The organism is Sedimentibacter sp. LTW-03 (genome assembly GCF_052059825.1).
In the GTDB taxonomy this organism is placed as follows: domain Bacteria; phylum Bacillota; class Clostridia; order Tissierellales; family Sedimentibacteraceae; genus Sedimentibacter.
In genome coordinates this window covers 3,119,398-3,136,871 of the sequence record NZ_CP197180.1, presented here as the reverse complement: position 1 = coordinate 3,136,871, position 17,474 = coordinate 3,119,398, and the positions used below count along the sequence as shown (strand labels likewise).

Annotated in this window: 13 protein-coding genes; 5 read left to right on the top strand and 8 right to left on the bottom strand. The window is 39.3% G+C overall.

Annotated elements, in window-relative coordinates:
* Positions 1-44: 44 nt before the first annotated feature.
* The gene (locus ACS3UD_RS15290) at positions 45-5,870 is read left to right on the top strand and encodes an S-layer homology domain-containing protein (RefSeq protein ID WP_308138785.1); all 5,826 of its coding nucleotides are present in this window, start codon (positions 45-47) and stop codon (positions 5,868-5,870) included.
* Positions 5,871-5,951: 81 nt separating this feature from the next.
* Here the strand turns inward: ACS3UD_RS15290 and yyaC are convergent, their stop codons facing one another.
* Both yyaC and ACS3UD_RS15280 read right to left on the bottom strand, forming a co-directional pair.
* On the bottom strand, positions 5,952-6,515 hold the full coding sequence (gene yyaC, locus ACS3UD_RS15285) for a spore protease YyaC (protein ID WP_308138786.1): 564 nt from the start codon (positions 6,513-6,515) through the stop codon (positions 5,952-5,954).
* A gap of 56 nt (positions 6,516-6,571) precedes the next feature.
* Positions 6,572-7,360, bottom strand: coding sequence for a DUF975 family protein (locus ACS3UD_RS15280; protein WP_308138787.1), 789 nt, complete (start codon positions 7,358-7,360; stop codon positions 6,572-6,574).
* A 161-nt stretch (positions 7,361-7,521) separates the two neighbouring features.
* Between ACS3UD_RS15280 and ACS3UD_RS15275 the strand changes: the two genes are divergently transcribed.
* Positions 7,522-8,181 carry a YczE/YyaS/YitT family protein gene (locus ACS3UD_RS15275; RefSeq protein WP_308138788.1) on the top strand — a complete coding sequence of 220 codons (660 nt, stop codon included), beginning with the start codon at positions 7,522-7,524 and terminating at the stop codon, positions 8,179-8,181.
* Between the two features lie 34 nt (positions 8,182-8,215).
* On the opposite strand, the gene ACS3UD_RS15270 is transcribed toward ACS3UD_RS15275, so the two are convergent.
* The gene (locus ACS3UD_RS15270) at positions 8,216-8,872 is read right to left on the bottom strand and encodes an HDIG domain-containing metalloprotein (protein WP_308138789.1); all 657 of its coding nucleotides are present in this window, start codon (positions 8,870-8,872) and stop codon (positions 8,216-8,218) included.
* 218 nt (positions 8,873-9,090) lie between these two features.
* On the opposite strand from ACS3UD_RS15270, the gene ACS3UD_RS15265 reads away from it, so the two are divergent.
* A complete protein-coding gene (locus tag ACS3UD_RS15265; protein ID WP_308138790.1) occupies positions 9,091-10,038 on the top strand; it encodes a 2-hydroxyacid dehydrogenase in 948 nt (315 codons plus the stop codon).
* Positions 10,039-10,166: 128 nt separating this feature from the next.
* Here ACS3UD_RS15265 and rocF read toward each other — a convergent pair whose 3' ends face one another.
* From rocF to ACS3UD_RS15240, 5 genes are all read right to left on the bottom strand, one after another.
* Positions 10,167-11,102: an arginase gene (gene rocF / locus ACS3UD_RS15260; protein ID WP_308138791.1), complete on the bottom strand. Its 936-nt coding sequence runs from the start codon at positions 11,100-11,102 to the stop codon at positions 10,167-10,169.
* 207 nt (positions 11,103-11,309) lie between these two features.
* The gene (locus ACS3UD_RS15255; protein WP_308138792.1) at positions 11,310-11,756 is read right to left on the bottom strand and encodes an anti-sigma-I factor RsgI family protein; all 447 of its coding nucleotides are present in this window, start codon (positions 11,754-11,756) and stop codon (positions 11,310-11,312) included.
* 293 nt (positions 11,757-12,049) lie between these two features.
* Positions 12,050-12,334: a hypothetical protein gene (locus ACS3UD_RS15250; protein WP_308138793.1), complete on the bottom strand. Its 285-nt coding sequence runs from the start codon at positions 12,332-12,334 to the stop codon at positions 12,050-12,052.
* A gap of 188 nt (positions 12,335-12,522) precedes the next feature.
* Entirely contained in the window at positions 12,523-13,554 is a 1,032-nt protein-coding gene (namA, locus tag ACS3UD_RS15245) for an NADPH dehydrogenase NamA (protein ID WP_308138794.1), read from the bottom strand.
* Between the two features lie 119 nt (positions 13,555-13,673).
* The gene (locus ACS3UD_RS15240; protein WP_308138795.1) at positions 13,674-15,119 is read right to left on the bottom strand and encodes a peptidoglycan-binding protein; all 1,446 of its coding nucleotides are present in this window, start codon (positions 15,117-15,119) and stop codon (positions 13,674-13,676) included.
* Positions 15,120-15,497: 378 nt separating this feature from the next.
* On the opposite strand from ACS3UD_RS15240, the gene hflK reads away from it, so the two are divergent.
* Both hflK and hflC read left to right on the top strand, forming a co-directional pair.
* Positions 15,498-16,559, top strand: a complete 1,062-nt coding sequence (gene hflK, locus ACS3UD_RS15235; RefSeq protein WP_308138796.1) for an FtsH protease activity modulator HflK — start codon at positions 15,498-15,500, stop codon at positions 16,557-16,559.
* A complete protein-coding gene (gene hflC / locus ACS3UD_RS15230; RefSeq protein ID WP_308138797.1) occupies positions 16,559-17,449 on the top strand; it encodes a protease modulator HflC in 891 nt (296 codons plus the stop codon). Before hflK ends, hflC begins: the two co-directional genes overlap by 1 nt.
* Positions 17,450-17,474 lie beyond the last annotated feature (25 nt).

The following is a 17,474-nucleotide window of genomic DNA, read 5'->3' as shown; positions in this document are numbered from 1 at the left end:
TTAGCATATATAAATTTTTTAAAATGAAAAATGGAGGAAATTGCATGAGCAGAAACAAAATGATCCAAAAGGCTACAGCTATTGTGCTGTCTGTCATTATGGCTGTAGGCATGATACCTGTTTCAGCAGCAGCGAAGCCAATTTTGACATCAACGGTGCTTGCCGCAGCAGAGGATGGCGAAGCATCAGATTTAGATGAAAACGATTTAGAGCCTGCTAATACGGTCAGCGGTACAGCCATCAGCACTCCTATACCTGCCTTAGAGGGGATGTTTACTTTACTTTCCACCGGCAGCGCAGAAACGCAAGTGCTTGGACTCGGCACCGAGGAATATCCCCTGCGCATTGAAACAGCAGCACAGCTTGCTGATTTTGCACGGTGTTTGAACAGTGGATTGCTTCCCGACACATTGCCGGAACAGTATCATCTGCTGCTGGTAAACGATATAGATTTGTCCGAATATGGTAAAAACTATGATGGAACAAATGGATGGATGCCAATCGGCCTTGACAGCAAACCCTTTATGGGAACTTTTGACGGCGGAGGCAAAGTAATTACCGGACTGTATATCAATCGAGACAACACCGATCATGCAGGTTTGTTTGGCAGTATTAACGCAGGCACAGTGCAAAACCTGATTCTGCCGGATGTGAACGCCAGCGGAAGCCATTTTATCGGAGGCATTGCAGGGGATGTTGTCAATGGCGGCACTGTACAAAACTGCTCAGTCAGCGGAAGCGTCAGCAGCAGTGGAGGCAAATCTATCGGCGGCGTGATTGGAGCTGTTGAAGGAGGGACTGTGCAGAACTGCGTTTTTAACGGCAGTATAAGTGGCAGCGGCATCTTTATAGGCGGCATAGCAGGGGCTGTTGTTGAAGGCGGAACTATGCAAAATTGTATTGTTACCGCCGATGTAAGCGGCAGTGGCACAGCTGTCGGCTGCGTGTCGGGAGCTGTTATCAATAGTAGCACAGTTCAGGATTGCGCTGCACTGAATCTCTCGATTATCACTACAAGCAGTAATAATGGTCGAATAGTGGGTGCTTACCACGAATCTATACTTTCAGGCAACTACGCATGGAGCGGAATGATGGTGAACGACCACACCGTATCCAGCAACGATGCTGACAGTATAAACGGTGCAGACGCAGATGTAACTGCCATACAAAGCCTGTGGACAGACGGCCCACTAAACACCTGGGACTCATCCCTGTGGACACTTGCCCACGGTAAGCTTCCGGTACTGTCAGATCTGCCCAACCAAAGTGATGCCCTGCCTGTCTATATTACAGGGCTTGCTGGTTTTGGCAGCAGCAGCGACCCTTACCTCATCAATTCTGCCGCAGATTTAAAATGGCTGGCAGATGCAGTTAACAGCGGTGAAACATTTAGCGGTGAATTCTTTCGTTTAGAAAACGATATAGACATTTCTGCCTACGGTGAAAGTTATGAAGACGGCAGGGGATGGACGCCAATTGGAAAAGGCGGCAATGACTTTATGGGAACCTTTGAAGGTAGTGCCTTTATGGGAACCTTTGACGGTAACGGCAAGACAATCGTCGGACTTTATATCAATCGAGATGATACTGACTATGTCGGCTTGTTTGGTATGATTTACAGAGGTATAGTACAAAATCTATTCTTGCAAGACGTCAATATTATAGGGGAAAATCATGTCGGAGGTATTACTGGAAATATTATGTATGAAGCTGTAAAAAACTGTACCGTTAGCGGCAGCATCAATGGCTCTAATAGAACTGGCGGCATAGCAGGATCTTCTTACTATAATACGGTTCAAAACTGTGCTGTCACCTGCAGCATCAATGGTAAATTCGGTTCTATAGGAGGCATAACGGGGAATGCTTTTTCTAGCACAATTCAAAACTGCATAAATACCGGCCGTATCGGGGCTTTTCAATATGTTGGAAGCATTGTGGGGATAGCTCGCAACAGTACAATAAAACACTGCGCCGCATTGAACCCATCTATCAACTCCAAAGACAGCCTTGTTGGACGTGTGGCAGGTTATGCTGGGTCATCCACCCTATTAGACAATTACGCATGGAGTAGCATGACTGTTAACGACGGCACTGTATCAGGAAGTGCATCCGGAACAAACGGAGCTGACGCAAATGCCACAGCCATCCAAACACTGTGGATTTCCGGCGGGTTGAACACTTGGGATTCGTCAGTGTGGACTTTGGCAGAAGGCAAGATGCCGGTGCTCACCAGTTTACCCGGACAGATAGATTCCCTGCCAGCATATATTACAGGACTCGCTGGTTTGGGCAGCAACAGCAGCCCTTACCTCATCTATTCTGCAGATGACTTAAAATGGCTGGCAAATATGGTAAATAGCGGAGAAAAATTCAGCGGTAAGTACTTTCGCCTAGAAAACGACATAGATCTTTCGGCATACGGTAAGGACTATAACGGCGGAAAGGGATGGATGCCTATTGGGAATGATTCTTATAACGACTATGTATTTGGCGGTCATTTCGACGGAAACGGACACATAATTAACGGTCTGTATATTAACAACGAAAGGAATGATGCCTCAGGACTTTTTGGAAATGTTGTAAATGGATCAATTAAAGGGCTTGAAATGATAAATGTCAATATTACAGGCGGTGACTATGTTGGCGGTATAGCAGGCTATATTAATGGAACGTTACAGAACTGCCGCACAGCGGGCAGTATATCCGGCGTTTACTGCGTCGGCGGAATAGCAGGTGCCTGTGAGGGTCTGGTACAAAACTGCGTTAGCAACTCCAGCATCACTGGTAGCTACAGTATTGGTGGTATTATAGGAACTGGCTTAAGTTCAATACAAAATTGCATCAACACCGGAAATGTCAAAGGCGACAGCGATGCCGGAGGCATAGCGGGGTATGTATATACTATCAGCGATATTGAAAGTTCTAAAATAGAAAACTGCATCAACACCGGAAGTGTTACATGCAGCGGTGAAAACGTCGGAGGTATAACAGGGACTATTAATAACTTCACGATACAAAACTGCATGGTAACCGGCAGTGTCATCGGATACAAATATGTGGGGGGCATAGTAGGAGGTACATACACTGTCGGCCACATTCAAAATTGTGCTGCTTTAAGCACCTCCATAAGTGCTACCGGCAGCTATTTAGGACGTATATCTGGTTCGATGGTCAACCTAACTAATAACTATTCTTTTATAAATATGAAAGTAAATGGCAGCAGAATATCTGACGGAACACCAGATAATAACGACGGCGAGGGAGCAAGTACCGCTTTACTTTTTACAACTTCATTTTGGCGGGATGCGCTAGGCTTTGACGAAACAGCATGGAACATCTCAAACGGCCGGCTGCCATATCTATCTGCTTTTCCCGAATACGCTCCGACCCTTTATTTGGAAGCCTATACTTTTCCGGCAGCAGATTCAAGTGATATTACCCTGGACGCTCAGCCTACACTGCTCCTAAAATCGTCCTCAAGTCATTCGGTGGATTTAACTGCCTCCGGCTCTTTCAAGGATACGGCATGGCCAAATCTTGTATGGGAAGCCTCAGACGGAATCCTTAATACGGCAGCGGACACATATTCATCAAAGCTTACCGTACCTGCCGGTTTTGCCGGCACTATTACGGTAACGGCAAAGCCATCCATGTTTCCCTCTTTGCCGGGCAAAAAAGCAGTAATACAGGTTAACGGTGATTTGGAGGGAACAGTAAACGTAAGCGGTGTGTTCAGATACGGACAGACGCTCATTGCTATGCCGTCTATTACATCACCCGACACCGGAAAACTATCCTATCAGTGGATGATGGACAGCGCTCCTATAATCGGAGCAAACAATGTGGACTATGAACTGACAGCAGAAGATATCGGCAAAATTGTGTCTGTAGTTGTTACGGCACAAAATTATACAGATAAAATACAATCTGCGGGACAAACGGTACTGCGGTCAGAAAATTCAGCAATACCCAGTGCTCCTCAGCTTGAATCAAAAACTGAAACCAGTATTGCGCTGAAATCAATAGCCGGATATGAATACGCCATTCTTTCGGCAGGAAGCGATACTGCTTTGCTTGGACTTTCAGATGCGTTCCAGAATAGTCCTTTGTTCACCGAGCTGGCAGAGGGAACCTCCTACGATCTGTACCAACGCATTGCAGGGACAGAAATAATAGAGCCTTCTGCATTCAGCGAAAAGCTCACAATTACTACGGACATTCCTCTGGTAACGTCAAAAACCATAAAAACCCCACCGGTTAAAATAATGCCGGAAAAAAGCCCCGGCCAGCCTGTAACGGCAGCGGTCCCTATTACAGCTATATATGGGCAAAACGGCACTGCAATTGCATCTATCACAGATGGAGCTATACTCCACGCCATTGCCAAAGCACAGTCCAATGCAAAAATGCAAAGCAAAATTGCCAATGGCATTGCCGTAGAATTGGATATCACAACGCAAAATAGCGCAACCTCTCTGACAGCAAAGCTGACACGAAGTTCTTTGAATAGTCTTGTCAGCGCAGCTGTAAAAAACTTTACCGTCAACAGCCAGCTTGTATCGGTAGGTTTTGATCAAAAAGCATTACAGGAAATTCAAATACAAACCAGCGGAGATATAACTATCAGCATTACCCCGGCACGGAACCTTTCTTCCCACGCACATACCATGATAAATGCAAGGCCGGCTTATGACATTACAATCAGTTATATTAAAAACGGCAGCCCCATTACAATTTCATCACTAAACGGCGGCATTGCAACTATTGCAATTCCTTATATTCCGGAAAGCAACGAAGCAGCAGGCTATCTCTATGGCGTATATGTAGATGACAACAGTAACGCCATACGCATTTACGATTCCGCTTATGATTCAGATACAAAAGCGATGTTAATTTTCTCAGGGCACCTATCCATCTACGGCATAGGCTATACTGCACCAAGTGCTAAATTTACCGACATCAGCACCCATTGGGGCAAGGAATCCATTGACTATGTAGCCGGCAGAGGACTGCTATCCGGCACCTCAGAAACCACATTCGATCCTAAGAGCACCATGACGCGTGGAATGCTGGTAACATCCCTGGGCAGATTAGCAGGTGTAGATCCAAAAGCCTTCAATACAAACAGTTTCTCCGACGTAAAGGCTGACGGCCCATTCCGACCATACATCGAATGGGCATATAGCGAAGGTATCGTGCAGGGCATCGGCAATCAGCAGTTCGCCCCTGACCGCGCCATCACCCGCGAGGAAATCTCAGCAATCTTTGCAAACTATGCAAGGGCCACCGACTACCAGCTGCCCGTCATTCGTGAAGCAGCGTCCTATATGGACACTGCCAGCATCGACAGCATGTATAGAACAGCAGTGACGGCTATGCGGCAAGCAGGAATCATGACAGGCAGCAGCGGGAATAATTTTAATCCCAAATCCGGTGCCACGCGCGCGGAGGTTTCTACAATGCTTCACCGTTACATAAAGCTGACCGTAAATCCTGCAACTGCCAACAGCTGGTCACTGAACGATGCCGGACAGTGGTTCTGCTACAAGGATGGCAAAGCTCTCACCGGAACGAAAACTATCGATAAAACAAGGTATTTCTTCAGAGCTGATGGCACTCTAAAAACCGGATGGGTAAAATACAGCGATAACTGGCTTTATTTTTCCGGAAATAAAATGCTTACAGGCTGGCAGAACATTAAAAGCGACAATTTGAAAAAGACATATTACTTCGATACATACGGCAATATGGTATCAGGCAAGTGGATGCATATAGACGATAAATGGTATTACTTTTACGACGACGGCTCCCTTGCCAAAAGCACCAAGGTTGGCAGCTATGAAGTAGACGAAAATGGTGCCAGAAAATAAAATAGTCATTAGACATAAAACAGTGCACAGACTGAATTTCACCATTCTGTGCACTGTTATTTTTCACTTTTAATTTTCACACTATATACTGCTAATAGAAGCCTGTTGTCTGAAGCCTTCTTCTGTCATCGTCCTTATATTAAAACCTGCTATTATTCCTTCACAAATTATTTCTGCCATTTCATAAATAAGTGAGAGCCTCGTATCCTGTACAAGGTCATGGAAATCCCTGTCGCTGGAATCAACAACTCCTATAATTGAAACATCACCTATTTCAGGCAGTATTTTTCCTATTCCCTTTCCCGGAGTGATAGACCCTTCTCTAACCTCAATAACTCCTTGATTTTTTTTATTGCTTAAGCATGCGTCTATTGCAATGATTTTATCATATCTTTTCTTCTTTATTGTTTTTACATAATCATTTATATTCACTGCATGAACAGGTTTGTCAAGAGTTCCGTATATGTCCGCTGATATATTTTTTTTTGACAGCAATGTTCCTGTCAGCGGCCCTAAACTGTCAACAATGCATTTATCTGTACCAATACATACTATTGCTGAATTATTGTTAATCTGTTCCCCCAGGTAATGACCTATCTTAATTGCGGCGAAACTGTTCTTGTAATGAACTTCTATTGGATTCAAAGGAAACACCCCCATTTTTAATAGTATATACAAAGAGGGGGTGTTTCATTCCTTATTTAATTGTCATCATTTCCGAAATCATTATCATGATCATTGTAATTATAATAGTCAATGGTGTCATTGAAATAATTCGTATCTCTCTTCAAATTCAAATCCTCATAATCACAGAATTCAGACTCAAGAGCATTCTTTCTTAGAACTAGGTAAAGATGTGCTTCTGTTGTATAAGCATATGGGTTTACAAAAAACACACCTATTAAAAAAGCAAGTATTCCAAGCAAATACCACCCTAAAAATGACAAGTCCAATACAAAGCTGTCAAATTTATTTCCATCCATCATTTTTCTGCTCAGAGTTATTGCTTTATCAGCTCCTATGTTTGGATTGTCCGCCAAAATGTAAGGAACCATTCTGTATGAATATGCTTTTATAATTCCCGGAATTAAAAGCAACAGAGTCCACAAAAAAGAATATATACCTCTAAGCAGCATGGTAGCTATAATTCCCTTGTAATTTGAGCCATCAAAGGCATAGCTGTAACAACCGTCCGTATTTTTTGCCTGGGCAAGCTGCACAAAATATTTTCTAGAACCCACTTCCAGCGAGTATCCCAGAAGGAGCCTGTACGCTATAGCTAATATAGCTAACGCGCCAACAATAATTAATGCATCCGGGTAACCTGAAACATATTCTCCTACTCGGTCACTCACCGGCCCCGAACTTCCTCCGCCTCCGCCGTCTCCGCCTGTAGCCAGCACAAGAACCATGCTTATCCAAAACGCCTTCCAGTAGTTTCCTTTAAGCGATTCTCTTGCCGATGACTTAAGCTCTGCTCTCGTCCACATATTATACCTCCAATAGTATTTTAAACATTATACCACACACTTACATTGTATGCCATAATATGTTTATTTTTACAAATTATTTATATAATTGACACAGACAAATAAAACCAATATAATAAATCCATTATATTTGAAAGTAAGGTGTTATGGTGGAAAATTACTTGAAAAAGGTCGCCAGGCTTTTGTTTGGATTGTTTCTTTATTCGATGGGACTTACAATGTGCATTCAGGCTAATGTAGGTCTCGCTCCTTGGGATGCATTCACTATGGGTATTTCAAACGTTACAGGAATATCATACGGCAACGTAAGCATATTGACAGGAGTTGTTATATTAATAATTGTTGCAGGATTTATGGGCGAAAAAATAGGCATAGGCACAATTTTAAACACGCTTCTGATAGGTTTAATGGTAGATATAATGCAGTCTGTAAAGCTTATCCCTTTTATGACCAACTTTATTCTCGGAACGCTTATGCTATTGCTGAGCCAAGTAGTAATAAGCTTCGCTACATATTTCTACATAAGCCCCGGTTTGGGCTGCGGTCCACGTGATACTCTTATGGTTGCAATAGGCAAGCTGCTTCCAAATGCACCTATCGGTGCAATACGCGGAACTATTGAAGGCACAGTACTTCTCATAGGTTTTCTTTTAGGTGCAAAAGTGGGACTTGGAACCGTTATTGCGGTGTTCGGAATTGGGTTTATACTTCAATATACATTTAAATTATTGAAGTTCGACATAAAATCCGTAATCCACGAAAGTATTTTTAAAACATTTGGCAATATGAAAAAAATCCTCCAGGCCTCGCAGTCAGAATAGCATAATGCTCCGATTTAATTTCCGGAGCATTTTATTATTTATACTCTTTGCACTTCTTTAAAAATAATAATATATTCTGTTTTTCTTTTTCAATATCAGGCTTTTTTCTTCCTATTCTGTCGCATAAGCCCAACAGTGCAACTTCATTCACATCCGTATCTTTCTTCATATTTTCTATATCAGCAAATGGCATATCCTTCACAACATGAAGTATCTGCATATGCCATCTGATAAGCGAGCACACCTTGTCAATAAATTTATCATCTGTGGTAAATTCTTTTAAGAATTCTCTTGCCATGGCAGCACCTATTTTTTCGTGATCATACGAAGTTATTTTTCCGTTTCTGTTTTTTGTTGTAGGCGTCTTTCCAATGTCATGCAAAAGAGCTGCCCACATAAATACTCTGCTGTCACTGCTTCTATGTTTTTCTTTTGCGGCATAATCGACTACAAGCATTGTGTGGTTCCACACATTACCCTCCGGGTGATGGACAGGAGACTGCTCTGTAGTTTTTAAATCCCAAAGCATGTTAAACGGATAGTTTTCAAATGCAGGAGCATCAAAAATACTGTTAAAATATTCTGACGGCTTGCTGTCCAACAGCAAATGGTTGTTTATTTCAAACATCATCAGTTCCTTGATTTCCACATTATAAATATCATAATTAATTTTTCTTTGCTTAAGTTGCATATAATACCTCTGATAATTTTAATAATATTTTATCTTTCCACCCCACTTTTAAAATATACGGTTCTAAAATTGGCAGTGAGACCAGAAAGTTTTCACCGATTCAATAAAAATTAAGTTAAATGTTTTTTATATGACACCGGGGATTGACGTGCAATTAAAATAATTCTATTATATAAGGTAGAGTTTTGCAAATAATAAAAACAGAAAGGACGATAAATTTGAAATTAGTAATAATTGAACCATTGGGTGTAGAAAGAGACGTTCTTATCAAAATGGCAGAAGATACACTTGGCAACAAGGTTGAAATTGTTTATTATGACACAAGAGTAACAGATACCGATGAACTGATTAAAAGAGGCAGAGATGCCGATATAATTGCCGTTTCCAACCTTCCTCTAAACAGTGAAGTAATAAACGGATGCAACAATCTAAAAATGCTTGCAGTAGCATTTACAGGTGTGGATCATATTGCTATAGATACCTGCAAAGAAAAAAATATTACGGTTTGCAACTGTGCCGGTTATTCAAATGCCGCAGTAAGTGATTTGGTATTCGGGCTGATAATTTCTATATACAGAAATATAATTCAATGCAACGAAGCCGTAAGAAGATCAGGAACAAAGGATGGTCTGGTAGGCTTTGAGCTTGAAGGCAAAAAATTCGGAGTTGTGGGAACAGGCGCTATAGGAAGCAGAGTATGTGCAATAGCAAAGGCATTTGGCTGCCAGGTATATGCTTACTCAAGAACAGTAAAAAATGTTGACGGAGTACACTATGTTGATTTGGACACATTGCTGTCAACCTGCGACATTATTTCACTCCATGTTCCTCTGAACGATTCTACAAAACATTTAATAAACAGAGAAAAAATCTCATTAATGAAGAAAAGCACCATATTGATAAATACTGCCAGAGGGCCTGTTGTTGACAGTGATGCCCTTGCAGAAGCTTTGAATACCGAAAAAATTGCAGGTGCAGGTATAGATGTTTTTGAAACCGAACCTCCAATTTCTGAGAGTCATCCTCTTTTACAGGCAAAAAATCTCGTAGCCACACCTCATATTGCCTTTGCAACAAAAGAAGCTCTTGTAAAAAGAGCTGTCATAGTATTTGAAAATATAAAAGCATACTTAAACGGCAAGCCTCAAAATGTAATGAACAAATAATTTTGGCATTGAATGCAAAAAGTTCCGAAAAAAATTTCGGAACTTTTTTATATGAAATATGAATATATCAGAATCAATAGGTTATATTTTATTAATTTTAGAGGGATTACTGACATATTTCATATAGACTAAATAGCATATTCAACAGATTTTTCTTCTTGGTTCTTAAATAACCTAAATATATTTTTAAGCAGCTTGAAACAATTTTTTACGGTCTTTTTATCTTCATCATCAATTAGAGGGTTCAATTCCACAAAATCCATTGAAGCTATGTGTACACCGCCTATTAATTGTGCAAAAATATTTTCGCCTTCCTCCAGGCTGAATCCTTCTGAAACAGCTGTTCCGGTTCCGGGCACCAATGATTTATCCAGCGCATCTATATCAAAGCTGAGATGTACTGCATCCACACCGGAATTCTTTATTTTGTTTGTAATTTCCTTAAGAGTATTATCTAACCCGTTTTTGCGCACATCATCCATTGTATACAAATTTAGTTTAGATTTTTTTGCCAGTTCATATTCACCTGGGTCTATATCTCTCGCCCCTAAAATATAAACATTCTCCGGCTTAACTTTCTGTCCATTGTAATAAATATTTGTCAGTGCAGGATTTCCAAAATTCATTGACGCTGCAAGAGGCATTCCGTGAATGTTGCCTGAAGGCGATGTGTCTTCTGTATTTATGTCACCATGTGCATCAACCCATATTACTGCTATTTCTTTAAAGTACTTACTTGTTCCGGCAATGCTTCCCATTCCAAGCGAATGGTCTCCGCCTACTATAAAAGGAATTGCTCCTTCGCTTATTGAGCTGTACACAGCCTCCGCAAGATTATTATTGTATTCTGCAATCGGATTAAGGTATTTTAATTTACTGCTTCCTGAATATTTTTCTTCAGGTGAGGCAAAAGGTATTTCAATGTCTCCCTTATCGCATACATCATGGCCTTCCTCTTTAATTAATTCTACAATTCCATTTTTTTTGAATGTTTCCGGACCAAACTGGGCTCCCTCTCTATCACAGCCGTAGTTTATCGGTACGCTAATTAAATTAAATTTCATGCAACACCCTCCCTTTATTTGAATTACATTTATAATTATAAATTATTTGTATATTTATGTCAACATCAACACAAGATATTTTCACCTGCACTTAGTTTTTTCATAGTATTGCATAAAATATATTATATAAAGAAGTTTCTATATACAAAAAAATCCCGGCTTTATTTCAGCCGGAACCTTCTATCAATGATGGTATAATTTTAAACTTTATTCTTTTAACACAGACATTCCTTTTGTTTTTTCGTCTAAAGACTTCCCATATCTTAGTCTAATTTCATTATTTAATTTCTCAGCCAAGGAATTGGCCTTATCTTCTGAAGCCTTTAAATTTACGACAGATACAACAAAATCAATGTCCTGAATTTCACTCACTTCTCCGTTATCATAAAATTCGTCTATGGTTAGTGCTATTGCATCTGTAATATCTCTATGCATTAAATTACGCAGTTTAAGTTCAGAACTGCTGCCGATCTCTGCTTCAATTACTCTGTTAAACCTATTTACCGTATATTTAACGGAAGGATTGCTGTTTAAGCTTATATAGCTTGATGGTGTTATATATAAATATCCGCCGTAAGCCGAAGCACCGAATATGGCAGCAAAGAACATAAGATAGCATGACAATTTCACCAGAATTTTAATTGATTTTTTCATTTGTCTTTTCTTCCTTTCAGCCATTATAAGTTAAAGATATGTCTTACTCATGACAGGATATCTGAAAATTTCGTCCTGCAATGCGGAATAAATGCAGCCAAAACACACACGAACATGCATAGTACCTGACTGAACATTAATGCAGCAGCGGGCTTTTTCAGCAGTCTGAGGTATGCTATATATACCACTATATTATTCTGTCCAAACAAAATTATGAATAAAAAAAGCACCCTTATTAGAGTGCCCTATTGAATTTTTTTTATAATTGTGCTCGATATTTTTTTATCGGCATATTACCAATGTACAGTCGAATCTTCTTCATGCTTCTTAAGTCTAGAATTTCTCAAGTACAGCGTAAAGTCTATTGTTATCATAATAAAGTTAATGACGTATAAATAAACAACACTATCGTAAGAATAGAAAAGTTTATGCAAAATTCCAAAAGTATATCCCATTAGAAGGATTACCAAAAATACCGGACTCTTTCCTTCTATTGATTTTGATTTGTAGGATCTGTAAATAGAAAATGGCCATGCTGATCCGAAACAAAGAAGCATTAATGTTTCAAAAATACTCATATTCCCTCCAATATAGATGTTGATTATATAATCAACAAAATACTTTAACATTATATAACAGAAACATTTATAAATCTACTAAAATATTGCCGGTTATTCAAATAAATATTCTTATAAATCAATAAAATCCCAAACATATGTTGGGATCTTATTTCCAGGTAATCTTTACTGATTACTAATCATAGCCTCTATATTTTTCCGGTTCTGGCAGCTTCGTATTGTTTTGGCCATGTTGCTATATTGCTTAACTTTTCGTCTGCATATAGAGGCCAATACGGGTTTTTTAAAAATGCGCGGCCTATAAATACAAGATCAGCTCTTCTGTTACGCAATATTTCTTCGGCCATTTGTGGCTCAATTATCAAACCTCCAGTTATTACAGGAAGTTCTGTTTTTTCTTTTATTTTTTCCGCAAGCCTGATCTGGTAGCCTTGAAATCTCTCGGGCACGATGTTCACAACCCCTCCGGAGCTTACATCTATCAAATTGATTCCTTCGTCTTTCACCATATTTATCATCTCCGCAAGGTCTTCCGGGCGATTGCCTTCTTCATCATATTCCTCAGCAGAAACTCTCAGTAAAAGCGCCTTTTCTTCAGTCCACACTTTTCTTACTTCTCTTATAACCTCTTTAAGAAATCTTGCCCTTCTCTCTTTACTTCCCCCATATTCGTCAGTTCTTTTATTTGTTAACGGTGATAAGAACTGGTTTATTAAATACCCGTGGGCACCGTGTATTTCTATTACATCGTAGCCTGCTCTAACACACCTTTCTGCTGCATATCCGAATGATTTAATTACTTCATGTATTTCTTCCGTCGTCATTTCAGCTGGAATTCTGTATCTGTCACTGTATGCTATTGAACTCGGAGCAATTATTCTTTCATTTTCAGCTTCGCACTTTCTCCCTGCATGATTAAGCTGAATTCCGATTTTAGCGCCATATTTTTTACATGCATCCACAATCTTTTTTAGCCCTTCGACTTGAGAATCCTCCCAAATTCCCAAATCAGATGAGGAAATTCTTCCCTCGGGTTCAACTGCTGTTGCTTCCTGAATAATTAGCCCTGCTCCTCCCACAGCTCTCGTTGCGTAGTGTAAAACGTGCCATTCAGTTACCTTACCGTCATTTTCTGAAGAATACATACACATCGGCGCCATGACAATCCGATTCTTTAATTCTAAATTTTTAATTATGTAATTTGAAAATAATCTCGACATTTTATCCTCCGTTTATATATATTATACCAAATAAAGAGCAACCTAAACCACTTATATTACGGTATCCGGGCAGCAAAAATATAACGTGGCTGATATACCGTAAAAAAAGTATTCCGCACTTATATAATCGGCTGCCCCCCGGACAATGCTCCGTATCTTTGACTTCTGTATACCTCCACGATGGTGTTCCATGTATCTGCGTCTAAAATTCCTGTGGGTTCCATACCTTGTGTCCCTTGGAAATCCTGCACAGCACGACGTGTATTTTCATCATATACTCCGCTTGGCTCAAATGGAGGAATTGCAGGAATGATCAGCGAAATATAATACAGCATTTCCTGAATAATATAAATCAGAGGACTTTCATCACCTGGTTTGAATTCAACACCGGGCCATCTAAATCTTGGAAGATATACAGCTTCCTCAGGTAATGAGTCAAGTATACCAAACAGGCTGGACATCAAGGTGTCAAAAGTTTCTCTGCTAACAACACCTGTCGGTTCAAAGCCCATTGATCTTTGGAAATCCATAACCGAGTTTCTCGTTCGTTCATCAAAAAACCCTGTTATAGGAACACTGCGTATGGATGGATAATAGGCCGATAAAACATTTAAAGCATATTGTATTAATTCTATTTCCGCCCTTATGTCTCCCTCAAGATATGCCTCCTCTGTTATTCCATCCATCTGGCTTATTAAATTTTCCTGTGTCGTAAGCTCAGCAAGCCTTGTAATCGAAGTATATCTTTGCATTATCATATACCACGTAGCTTTATCTATATCTCCGGTAACAGGAAGATTAAATATACTTTGAAAAGCCCTTACGGCATCCTCTGTGGATTGGTTAAAACTCCCTGTAATAGGCTTAATTTGAGGAATTCCAGGATAATTAACCCTTATTCTGTCCAAATAAAGTTGCATTCTTAAAACATAGATATTCGAATCTCCAAGCTGGAATACTTCACCGGGAAAAGAATTTTCGGTATTTCCTATGGGTGTACCAGTTTCAAGATTTATATCTTCTCCATAATAGTATCTTAATATTTCTATAGGCGAATAACCTGCAGCTGACAAGTCAACTGTTCCCCATTGCTGCAAGCCTTCACACTGTAATATTTTCCCATCGCAAAACTTGGCATATAGTGGCTGCATTTGGCCATCCCTGGCAATATAGTGAGTGAAAACCTCATCAGCTACAGCATTTATTGTGTCAAACAATCCTCTGTTTAGGATAAACTCCTGATCGTATTGGGGAGAGCTTGTAATATCAAAATCATATCCCCTGGATCTGTACCATTCCGTATAAATCCTGTTTAGAGCAAACGATGTAATTGCGTGCACGTTAGCTTTTAAAGCAGATTCCGGCCATGTTGGATATAACTCGCTGGATGCAACATTTTTAATGTAATACAGAAAAGGAACGGTTACATCCTCAGCTTCCTCATTAGGGTTACCCAAATGAACAGTTATAGTGTTTGGAATCGTAATGTTGTATAAATTATCTAAGTCTTGTGCTGCTTGATTCAAATACTTTATTGCATTATTTTTCAAATTATTTTTAAACATATTTTCTCCCATTCCTGTCACATCAATACATATAAAATAAAACACATTGTATTCTAATACTTAATATATGCTAAAATTTTGACTTTGATTATAATTAAGCATAAAGTTTTACCTTAAGGAGTAAGAATTTACATTCGGCAAATAATTAGCATTCAACAACTGTCTTGTTTGCATTAATTCATTATGATATAATAAATGTGGCGGACAGAACAAAACCTTGTTAGTTTACACAATCTAGTATTCGCATATATACCAAGCAAACTGATTAGAAGATTGTGCATTTGGTATTATATTTCAAAGAAACAACCTTCAATCTTGATGGCTTTGCCATCAATCTGAGGGGTATACCTACTCCTCAAATTTTATAAAGGAGCAAAAATGAAAATGAATAATTTTATTGAAAAATTAATAAACTTAATCGATAATTCAAAAAAAACGAATAATCAGTTTGAGTTTGGAGATCAGGGCTTTAATGAAAAACCTCCTAAAAAGAAAAAAAACACTAAGACACTGCTTATACTTCCTCTTCTGATATTAGTAGTCTACGCCGTTATGTCCTGCCAGTATACAGTTGAAGAATCTGAACAAGCTGTTGTAACAACTCTTGGTAAAGTTACAAGTGTTGAGACAGCCGGATTGCATTTTAAGCTTCCATATCCCGTTCAGAATGTTACAAAGGTAGCAGTAAACAAAACACAAAAACTGCAAATAGGATATGCAAGCGGAAGCGAATCTAAAATTGATGGTTCTACTGTTACGGAAGAATCTAAAATGATAACAGGTGATTTTAATATTGTTAATATTGACTTTTTCATAGAATGGAAAATTTCAGATCCTGTTAAATTTCTTTATAATTCTGATGAACCTTCCCACATCTTGAAAATGATATCTCAATCCTCTGCAAGAAGCATAATAGGTTCTAAAAATGTAGACGGAGTATTGACAACCGAAAAATCAATTATCCAGGCAGAAATAAAAGAAAAAATAATAAATAAACTTGAAAGCTATGACCTGGGAGTCCAAATACTTGATGTGAAAATCCAGGACAGTGAACCTCCTACTGCCGATGTTATCAAAGCGTTTAAAGAGGTTGAAACCGCAAAGCAGGAAAAGGAAACACGAATTAATGAAGCTCTGGCTTACAAAAATAAAACATTGCCCGATGCTGAAAGCAAAGCAGACAAATTAATAAGAGACGCGGAATCTTACAAAGAATCTAAAATTAACCAAGCAAGCGGCGAGGTTGCAAGGTTTAATGCAATGTACGAGGAATATGCCAAGAACAAGGGCATAACCAGAACAAGAATGTACTTGGAATCCATCGAGGAAATTTTGCCTGACATAACAGTATACATAGACTCATCAGAAGGCGGAGTGCAGAAACTTCTGCCACTTAAGAGCTTTTCCGAATCTGAGGAAACTACCGGAGGTGAACAATAATGCAGGAAACTAAGAAAAAAAGTAATCTAGGATCATTTTTAAGAGTTTTGATAATTCTATTGCTTGTTGCAGCTTTTGCCAGCACGGCATACATAGTACGAGAAAATGAATACGCGTATATAACCCGTTTCTCCAAATTCGTCAAAATTCAAGACACTGCAGGACTGCACTTTAAAGTTCCCGTGTTTGATAAAGTCGAAAAAATTCCTCAGTACAGAATGAAGTATGACATACCTCCGTCAGAAGTGCTGACAGGAGATAAAAAAACGCTGGTAGTCGACAATTTCGCAGTATGGCAAATTGATAATCCCCAAACATTTATGAGAACTGTAAGCAGAATTTCTGAAATGGAAAACCGAATAGATGCGGTTGTTTACAATGCAGTTAAAAATACTTTAGGTACAATGAACCAAACTGAAATTATAAATTCCGATAACAGCTCAATTGATGACATAAATATAAAAATAACTGATACTGTAAACAGTCAGCTCAAAAACTACGGTGTTTCCACAATAGCAGTTGAAATAAAACGCCTGGATCTGCCAAACGATAACGAAACAGCCGTTTATAACCGAATGATTTCGGAAAGAACTCAAATGGCTGAAAGCTACAGAGCCGAAGGTAACCTTGAAGCAAGTAAGGTTGTAAATGAAACCGACAAAGAAGTTGGAATACTGCTATCAAAAGCAAAGGCGACAGCCGAAGAATTGAAAGGCCAGGGCGAAAGCGAATATATGAAGATAATTGCCGCTGCATATTCAACAGAAGACAGGGTACAATATTATGAGTTTATAAGAAGCCTTGAAGCTCTTAAAACCACTATGCGGGGTGATAAAACAGTTATACTTCCTGCAGACAGTTTCATAGTGAAAGTATTGAACGGAAATTAAAATATACTAAGCTAACCGAGGTGAT